The organism is Pseudomonas sp. HD6422, assembly GCF_025377065.1.
GTDB classification, from domain to species: Bacteria; Pseudomonadota; Gammaproteobacteria; order Pseudomonadales; family Pseudomonadaceae; genus Aquipseudomonas; species Aquipseudomonas putida_U.
In genome coordinates, this window is record NZ_JAHWIW010000003.1 from 234574 (window position 1) to 242887 (window position 8314).

Consider the following 8314-nt stretch of genomic DNA (forward strand, 5'->3'; position numbering starts at 1 on the left):
GTTGATTTTGGGTCGGCCCGAGGAGGGTAGTACCTGTAGCTATTACAGGTAGAGCTCTCTGAACAGGTAAAGGGCCAAGACCAGCTGAAGAAGCAAAATCATTCTCCAGGGAGGTGATAGCAACCACCGTATAGCAGGCGGAACCGCTGGGTTTGATGCGACTTGATCCAAAGCCTGCTCCATTTTTTGGATCAGTGGCGAGACGAAATGGATGAGGCCCTGAGGTTCGGCGGGGAATGAGTGCCCTTGCGCAGTGGGCTGTGCAGAGGTATCAGCCGCATTGCGGCGTGCAGCGGCAGGTGCTTCTCGCTGAGCACGAAGCTGCGCATCGTACTTCAAGCGCTTATCTGCGTCAGACAATACCTCATAAGCTTCGGTGATGATCCGGAATATCCGAGCGGACTCTTCCGCATCATCGGGGTTCCGGTCAGGGTGATATCGATGGGCTAGTGCTTTGTATGAAGCCTTGATGACCGCAAGGTCTGCGCGTTCCTGGACCTGCAAATTATCGTAATGCGTGCGCATAGGTCGATTCGTGTCTTAGGGGTTGTGGCCTACTGGGCCGCCATCGCCGGCAGTAAGAGCCAATGGTATATACCGTTCATGTTAGTGATAAGGAAGCAGGCTTGCAGCATGAGAAGCCAGCGTGCACGGATCATGCGGGCGTGCCCGGCCAAGAACAGGCTGCTGAACAGGAAGAGCACATAGCCGAAAGGTGAGTAGCTGGTATTCAGCGACAGAAGTACTGCCCCAGCAATTCCAGCGATAGTGCCGGCGAACTCAAAGAAGCGTTTCAGATCGAACGGCATACTCTCACCTCGCTAATTGATAGGGTGATTGTCGACGGATGGGGACCGTGCCACCAGCCAAAATAGGTGGCTGTTTTATGCGCAGGTGTCGGTTCTCCTGGCGGCGTGGAGGCCGCGCATCCTCCCTTGCATTGGCCACGATTTCGGTTTTTAGTTATCCAGCTTGGGGTCTGAACGTCTGGCCTAGGCCTGGTTGATGGGCAAGCGTCAAAGGGAGTGGCCATTTTCTCCCGAAGAAACCGTATGCGAGGGAAAGGAACGTCATGACTCAGATTCAAGAACTACGTGCAATAGCCACCTCGTGGCGGGCAGCAAACCAGGACCGGGTTGGGGGTATCGTGATGGTGTGCGAAGGAAAGGTGTACGGCTGGAAAAATGAGCTGCGAGACCCGCAATGCGAGCGCCCGGGTGTCTTCGCCGTGGGCTTGGAGGGGCTGGTCTTCAAGGCGGTAGGTGGGGACGATTACAACGGTGCAGAGGCGTGGGTCGCCGTTGACCCTGATGGGCAATGAATTCCATCAGAGATGAGTCAACTAGCGAGGCTCGGTAGGGCTGATGCGGTTTAGCTCATCTGGCGGTAGGTGAGTAGCCCCGGGCCAACGACGGCCCGAGGACGATCAGCGTTTACCCCTCATCAGGCTGAAAGTCGTCCCACAGGCCGAGCTTTTGGAGGAGGGCCTTCAGTGCACTGGATGAGGCTTCCGTATCGAGTTTCTGCTCACTGTCGAGCACCATCTCGCGGGCCGCGCTTGCCAGCTCCTGCAGTTGAGTTCTCAGCGCATTTGGCGAGGTGACAGTCGAACATTCCTTGGGAGTATCGATGTCTATGCTATCGCCCTCTTCAGGGCTCCAGATAGCTTCGCTTGCCAGACACTCGGTGCCACTTTCATCGGCTAGATAGGTGTCGCCAACCATCTTCTGACACTCAGCATTGTCCCAATGCACGGTTGACCCCGCCGCGTCTTCGATTTTGATCTGACCATCACGCTTGAAAATTTCCTGGGGGACCGCAGCTGGAATGTAATCGATGGTTTGAACCAGGCGAAGACCGGTTGCGGGATGGTACGGGAATAGAATGTTGGACATGTGGTTAGCACCATTGCTTGATTGATGGTGCCATGTTCCCCCCAGCGCCGGTGTGGCAGAACCCCTCATCGCTATTGGTCGTCTGCCTGGGCCAGTAGAGGAGGGTGGATGGGCTCCTGACTGAGCGGATGGGCCATGTAGAGATTGCGGGCAAAAAAATACCGGGTGACCTCAGGGGGGAGGTCACCCGGCTCAACACGCGGGGGAACGCGATTTCTTAACACCTTGGAGGCAGCATCCTGCTGCTGGAATACAGAGTAACTGCTTGATTCGAAAAGACCAGCCAAAACACCCTATCGTTTTTTAGACACTGAGATGTCGCTTGGATGCCCGACCGACCGCCCCATTGAAGGTCTCTGCGATTACCGAGCAGAGCTCGCTGTACGTGTCAGCGATCAGAGTGATCGAGTCGGCGCTGAGCAGCGAAGCTCCTCCGCCCCAACGCTCACCCTCCTTCAGGCTGATCTGAGCCTGGCAGGAGTACAGGTCGATGTTGAGTTCGCCGTAATAGCCAGAGCTGGTTTCACCTGGTGGACGGAACACATAAGCGGTCAGCCGGCGACTACCGCGATGCTCCACCTGGTGCACACTTGCCGCAACATCAAAGCCGATTACGTGTCCTAGCGGCAGCTGAAGGTCACTCCTCAGCCGCGGGAAAACCAATTTCGCAACCTCGCGAGAGCTATCTGCAAGATTTCTGCGAAGTGTTTGTAAGAGAAGCCCCTTTGAGAATCGCCCCATCAGTGAAACAACAGTGAAACCACTGTGTTTGACCTTGGTGAAGCGGCCGTCCTGCTCAAAGGTGATCCCTGCAGCGGCGTAGTTCATGTCCGAGCAGGCGAGCGCATCGAAGCTAGCGGCACGAACGCGAGTGTCCAGCAATTCTGTTTCGCGCTCGTTCAGCTGAGGTGGGATGTTGCATTGCCAATCGCAAAGGGCGGCTTGTGTCATCTCATGAGTCCCGGTGGTGAGTTCAATGAGGGCCATCGTGAGGGGAAGGAGGGTGTGCCAGAACCCCTAAACAAAAAAGCCCATGCCGCAGAATTGGGCATGGGCCTAGTCTTGAGTCTTGGGGATGCCCGAAGGCTTCTGGCTCTGCAGCATCGTGCGCTGGGCATGAAGCGGTGGAGTCGCGCGCCCACCCCGGGGCAGTGAAAATTAAACCATCCCTCAAAGAGGTTGGCTATCCAAACGACGCCTACGAAATTCGGAATTAGCTTCTACGGGATGCCGGCACGTCCTTTGGATATCGGCACAGGTGATTGTCCATCGCCATCTTGGCCGCAAGAGCTATCTGGTCCGGTGACAGAGGGGTAGGTTGCATGATGGCCGTTGGTATCAGGACATGGACATTGGATCGAGTGAACCAATCGACCAGCACAATATGAAAGCCGGTGATCTCGTCCTGGCTCTTCAGTATTTTCCACAGGTTAGAGCTCTGGGCAAAATTGACCATTGCTGCAGTAAGTCGTTGGTGCTCAGCTTCTTTCTGGTCGGCGGGTGCACGTTCGAGCTGTTTGATAGCAGCCTTGTAGGCATTCCCTGGATCGGCAGGCAGGTCAACTAACGCCTCCGGCGGCACACCGTTGACAAAGACATCTTTGAGCAGCTGAGAAATCAACCTGCTCCCACTGAGGTACCCGTGGCTGTAGAACCAAACAGGGACTGCCTCAGGGTTGTCGGTTGCCAAATTTTGATCTGGCCGCCAACCTTTATTCGAAGCCTGGGTGGTGAAAGCTTCAGCGTGATTTTGTTTGGATTCGGTCATTTGGCGTTCCTGGGTGCGTGATTGAGCGCCCAGGATGTAGCCATTTACAACGTGCCAGAACCGGCTTCCAACTTAAAAGCGGTTAGCCCTTGCTGCTAGATCCGAAGCCCAATCTCGGACTTCGCCAGGCACGATTAGCTTGAAACGGGCACGGGTGCTACCTGTATAAATCTTTGACAGCGCCTCTGCTGCCCCAAATTTATCGCCTGGTTGAATCCTCGACAGCACGTCGGGGGCGAGCATTACTGTGTTGATTTCCGTATTGCGAGCATCAGCAACCCTACCAAGCTTGATGGGGGCTTGGCCTGAACTGTCGAGCCACTGCAAAGATGTTTCGAAGTCGGAAGTGTTGTACCCCTTATTCAGCATTCGCTCGATCCGGATGAAGGCTGTGTCTTTCGCCATGTCCTTGCGAAGCGATGCCCAGCTGGTGTACTTGAACAGTGCTCTGTGCCTCGGCCGGATTTTGTTATTGAACAGCTCCACGCAGTCGAGCACGAACCGCCTGAAATCATTGTCCGCCCCTGGAAGTAGACTGAATTTGGCCCCAGCATTCCCCAACCGCTGAAACCACTCGAACAGTCCCCATTCTGAATTGCAGAGGATGGTGGTGGGTTCATTAGGAATTTCTGCGCTGTCATAGAAAACAACTTTAGTATCCCTTTCGCGGCTACCTTCCAAATGGCTCACCCTCACAATAGGGTTCTGGTCGATTAAAGTATTGATCACACTCTCAATCTGTCGGCCTGCACGGATGGAGTGAACTATTTCTCGGTGTCTGGTGGCGGGGGCCCGTTTGCTTAACTTACCATCGAGTCGCTGGCACGCATCGCCCAAAGTGATGACTGGTAACTGGCATCGGTCGAGGAAGGCGCACATCGCCCAAGATAGGTCATGGCTCTCGTCAATTATGATGTGAGTGTAGACTGGATCAATGAACACATCCTCTTCGAGCGAGAGGTGCTTTATCCGATGGTAACCGCGCAAAGGCAGCTGGATTTTCCGGTCAGTGGGCTCAATCGTCTGTAGCCAGAGCCGATTTGCGTATTCAACCAAGGCGAGCTTGTCCAACTCACTTAATTCTTTGTCAAAAGCTGGGATGTGACGGGCACCAATTTCGCTGTCTCTGCCAAAACAGAAACCCATCACCATGCGCTGGCATGTCTGTGCAACTTCCCAGGGTACTAAAGGTCCGACTGGTCCCAACGAAAGACGCTGAGCAACTGCGGACGGGGTGAGTTGATAACTCAACCTGGCCCTGTTCCCGCCCCGGCGCTGGGGCTTGGTCTGATCTCTTTCGAGGCATACAGTTGCGAGCTGGCCAAATGTCATTCCATCAACACGACCTGCACCAATACGACTCATTAATGCTTGAAGCTGAACCTGTGTATATGCGAGCAGCAGCGGCCGGTACCGACTGAGGGTGTCGACCATGCGCTCGATCATGAATGTCTTACCCGTTCCGGCCAAGGCCTGAACATTCATGCTTTCATCGAATTCGGTCTGGAAGATTCGGAATGTCCGTGCCTGTTGGCTGGTCAGGGAGAAAGTCTTCCCATCACTCGTCGAGAACGCCTCAGTGAACGGGTTCAGCTCTTCAGCCAGCTGGGACTTGAACTGGTAGTTCCATTCGCCACTTTCAAGCAAGTAACCACCTGCCTGGCACTGCTCGTCAGTGAGAAGCCTGGCGGGAATCTTTGGCAGATCGTCTAACCCAGCTTTGAAGCTATCTCTGCTGAATCGAGCCGCCATCACCCTGGCAAACTCGCCCGGCGATTGCGAGGCTTCCACTTGCAGGCCGATAGATATCAGTTGGGCAAGGGCCTTTTCTGTCTTGTCCAAACGTTGCGGTTGATCAGAGAACGATAATGCGTTCTGGATCAGGGACGCGCTGGCAATCTCAGGTACCGACCATTGCGCCAGAACCTCGGCCGGCCGCGCATCATGGGCAGCCAAGGCATCGGCTTTTTCTTCGGTCAGTGGGATGAAGAGGTTGGGCTTGAGGGTCATAGCGGTTTGCTGTCTTGTGGTTCCGACGCTGCGTTTAGATCCAGTTTGCGACCTTCAACTTTAAGCGCTGCCAGGTGAGAGGGGCCATCAGCAGTGGAAGCCATCAGGATGGGCTCCAGTCGCCAGGCGTAGCTAAGGGTAGGGTAGCCAGCCGGTGCACGCAATCATGGCCAGTGCATTGACAACCCGAAAGTGAATCCGACCGCCAGGTCGGAGTTGGTGCACTGATTCCTGGAGGTGCTGTTGAGCGACGCAGAGTTAGACTTTGCATTAGGTCGCACAGTACTTGTGAAGGAAGTCCGTGGAGCTAGGAAACAATTTGAATTCCCGCATCATCAACCCAGTCGAGCAAGCTAGCCAACTGATCATTCAGCTCGTCCAGTGCTAGGTCTGGCGGGTCTGAGGGAAATGCTGTAGGGGTAATCGCTTCAAATCCATCGACGAGCTTGGCGAGTTCAAAATTGAAGGCCTCTGTGCCTTCAACCAACCATTTTGCTGGCAACTGCTGGCGCAAGAAGCTTGCAATCTCAGCAGCGGCTGCAGCGCATTCTTTCGCCGAGCGTGCACGGCTATGTCTTGCGAAAACCGGCCGAATCGGGAGCCGCCGCGGGACAGAGCGGGTATTGACTTGAACCAAGCAGATGCTCCTCTGACGTTGAATGTGCGATCCCATTGATTAAACCCAGACGTAATTTTCAGGTTGATCGGCGTGGCCGAGGTTGGTCAAGCGGGCGCGAATGGTGGCCATCTCTACGTTGAGACTCACCATTGCGGCATTGGCCGGCGAACTGGGGACAAGGATAGATGCTTGGGCCTCCTGGTTCTCCACCATTTCAGCTGCACGCCTCGCAAGGTCCTGGAGACGCAATTTGAGTTGATCCACGCTCAACTCTTCGAGGTTTGAACTCAGAACCTTGGCCAGGTCTTGTTGGCCTATCACTGCGAAGCTGCGTACAAAATGATGCGGATGCTGGAGCAATACTTCCCGGGCCTCGGGCGTCATTGACCCCCAGTTACCGATAGCCAGGCGGGTCAACACATGTCGGTTCCGCCCACGTAGATCCTCTGCGGAGATTATCGACTGCTTGATCAGATTCTGAACGACCGCTTCGTTTTCGGCATGAAGCGCGGGCGGTTTGGTTTGATTTGGACAGGACATGACGGGGCCCGTTGAAAATGTTCAACCAGTCTGTAACAGCCTGGCGCGTGCCAACACCCCACAGTCAGCAAGCTACCCGGAAATTCGAATGCCAGGGGAGGGGGGGTGGCCTGGCCAGGTGAATTAAACCCCGCGACGATAGGCGGTTTAGCCCTCCTTAACAAAACCGCAATATGCATGTAACCCGCAGTACTCATAGTCGCCCAATTTCTGCGGGGCATTTCCATGCGGTCATTTTGGGTTGTGAACGAACTGCTCCGAGGCTTCATCCTCTCAGCGCTGATGGTCAAGGCGACCTTCGCATCGAGCTGGCAGCCGATCCAAACCGCTCCTGGTACAGCAACTGGCAGTGGGTGGCAGTACGTGACTTGTACCGGTGGGGCAGGATCTGGCTGGCAGAGCTGTGAGAATCCCGTCAAGATCGTATTAGCGGCAAGCCCTGCATCTTTGGTGGCCGTTGGTGAAGTTGCGTCTATCACGGCTACAGTCACGGATATCTATGACAGCCCTTTACCAAATGTCCCCCTGAACTGGTCGACAACTGATGGGGCTCTATCGGCAGCTAGCAGCGTCACAGACTCCCGTGGCAGCACGAGCATTCAGATACGATCATCTGGAACCATCGGTGGCGCAGCAATCACAGCAACTGCAAACGAACCAGGCGGAACAGGTTCGATATTCGTTCCATTTGTTGATAAGTGGATAGCAGCGCCATCAGTTTTCACTGCCTTGGCCGCATATGGAAATGCCTACAATTGCACAGGTTGGACACCTGATCCTTCCACCGTTGGAGCTGGAGTAGCATTTGTCCAAACTGCAACCTGCACCCAAAACTACATTCAGTATCGTCAGGACCGCGAGCAAAGCGTGGTAAACGGTCAGATCCGAAATGTAGGCGCCCAGGCTCCTCTTTACACCGCGCAGTCCGTAACATTGAGCCAGAACAACGTCGGTACCAAGGCTGAGCCTGCACAACCTACCCAAGCCTGCTTTGATAACTCGGACCATATTTATGAATACCTGCACCAAAAACCAACTCAGACAATACTCAAGCTTGCGGCGCAGAGTACTGATGGTTCTGATACTTACATCGGATACTACAAGGGTAACACTGACCCAATAACCGACGGGCTAAATCAGTTCATGTATCCGCCCCTTGAAAACTTTGTCATCAACATGGATGAAAAGGGACTAAATTCCTATATTGAGACAAACAAGATTCAAATTATCGTTCATGGTAGAAATGGTGGAGTCTATCGACTCTACGACCTCCACGTTGGATTTGATAATTACAGGCAGAAAGGAATTATGGACTACTCCGGATTATGTGTTATCACAGAGCCCAGGAAGTGAATTAAAAGCTCAGGGCCGGCCTGGAGAGTTGTGGAGTAGCTGGGATGAAACCTGAATCGCCCCTGGTTTCCTAGACACTCTCCAAGCTCAGGAAATAGCGTTTCTCATACTCTATTGGAGACAGCTGCA

The 8314-nt window shown here is 54.3% G+C and carries 10 protein-coding genes; 2 read left to right on the top strand and 8 right to left on the bottom strand.

The genetic code is table 11. From position 1 onward, the window contains the following. Window positions 1-42: 42 nt before the first annotated feature. Together KY379_RS03470 and KY379_RS03475 are read right to left on the bottom strand one after the other, a co-directional pair. Window positions 43-525 carry a DnaJ domain-containing protein gene (locus KY379_RS03470; protein WP_084851416.1) on the bottom strand — a complete coding sequence of 161 codons (483 nt, stop codon included), beginning with the start codon at window positions 523-525 and terminating at the stop codon, window positions 43-45. A gap of 29 nt (window positions 526-554) precedes the next feature. Beyond that, window positions 555-809: a hypothetical protein gene (locus KY379_RS03475; RefSeq protein WP_084851418.1), complete on the bottom strand. Its 255-nt coding sequence runs from the start codon at window positions 807-809 to the stop codon at window positions 555-557. 263 nt (window positions 810-1072) lie between these two features. On the opposite strand from KY379_RS03475, the gene KY379_RS03480 reads away from it, so the two are divergent. Next, entirely contained in the window at window positions 1073-1321 is a 249-nt protein-coding gene (locus KY379_RS03480; protein ID WP_084851421.1) for an antirestriction protein ArdR, read from the top strand. A 112-nt stretch (window positions 1322-1433) separates the two neighbouring features. Here KY379_RS03480 and KY379_RS03485 read toward each other — a convergent pair whose 3' ends face one another. The 6 genes from KY379_RS03485 to KY379_RS03510 all read right to left on the bottom strand — a co-directional run bounded on the left by KY379_RS03485 (window position 1434) and on the right by KY379_RS03510 (window position 6832). Beyond that, a complete protein-coding gene (locus KY379_RS03485; RefSeq protein WP_084851423.1) occupies window positions 1434-1895 on the bottom strand; it encodes a hypothetical protein in 462 nt (153 codons plus the stop codon). Between the two features lie 303 nt (window positions 1896-2198). Continuing rightward, complete coding sequence (locus KY379_RS03490; RefSeq protein WP_139813946.1) at window positions 2199-2846, bottom strand: hypothetical protein; 648 nt, start codon at window positions 2844-2846, stop codon at window positions 2199-2201. Window positions 2847-3108: 262 nt separating this feature from the next. Continuing rightward, the gene (locus KY379_RS03495) at window positions 3109-3663 is read right to left on the bottom strand and encodes a hypothetical protein (RefSeq protein ID WP_084851426.1); all 555 of its coding nucleotides are present in this window, start codon (window positions 3661-3663) and stop codon (window positions 3109-3111) included. 72 nt (window positions 3664-3735) lie between these two features. Beyond that, on the bottom strand, window positions 3736-5673 hold the full coding sequence (locus KY379_RS03500) for an AAA family ATPase (RefSeq protein ID WP_084851428.1): 1938 nt from the start codon (window positions 5671-5673) through the stop codon (window positions 3736-3738). Between the two features lie 307 nt (window positions 5674-5980). Next, window positions 5981-6310, bottom strand: coding sequence for a hypothetical protein (locus KY379_RS03505; RefSeq protein ID WP_084851430.1), 330 nt, complete (start codon window positions 6308-6310; stop codon window positions 5981-5983). Between the two features lie 39 nt (window positions 6311-6349). Then, window positions 6350-6832 (bottom strand): hypothetical protein, encoded by a 483-nt coding sequence (locus tag KY379_RS03510; protein ID WP_084851432.1) that lies wholly within the window; start codon window positions 6830-6832, stop codon window positions 6350-6352. 243 nt (window positions 6833-7075) lie between these two features. On the opposite strand from KY379_RS03510, the gene KY379_RS03515 reads away from it, so the two are divergent. Continuing rightward, entirely contained in the window at window positions 7076-8185 is a 1110-nt protein-coding gene (locus tag KY379_RS03515; protein ID WP_145994178.1) for an Ig-like domain-containing protein, read from the top strand. The last annotated feature ends 129 nt before the right edge of the window (window positions 8186-8314 follow it).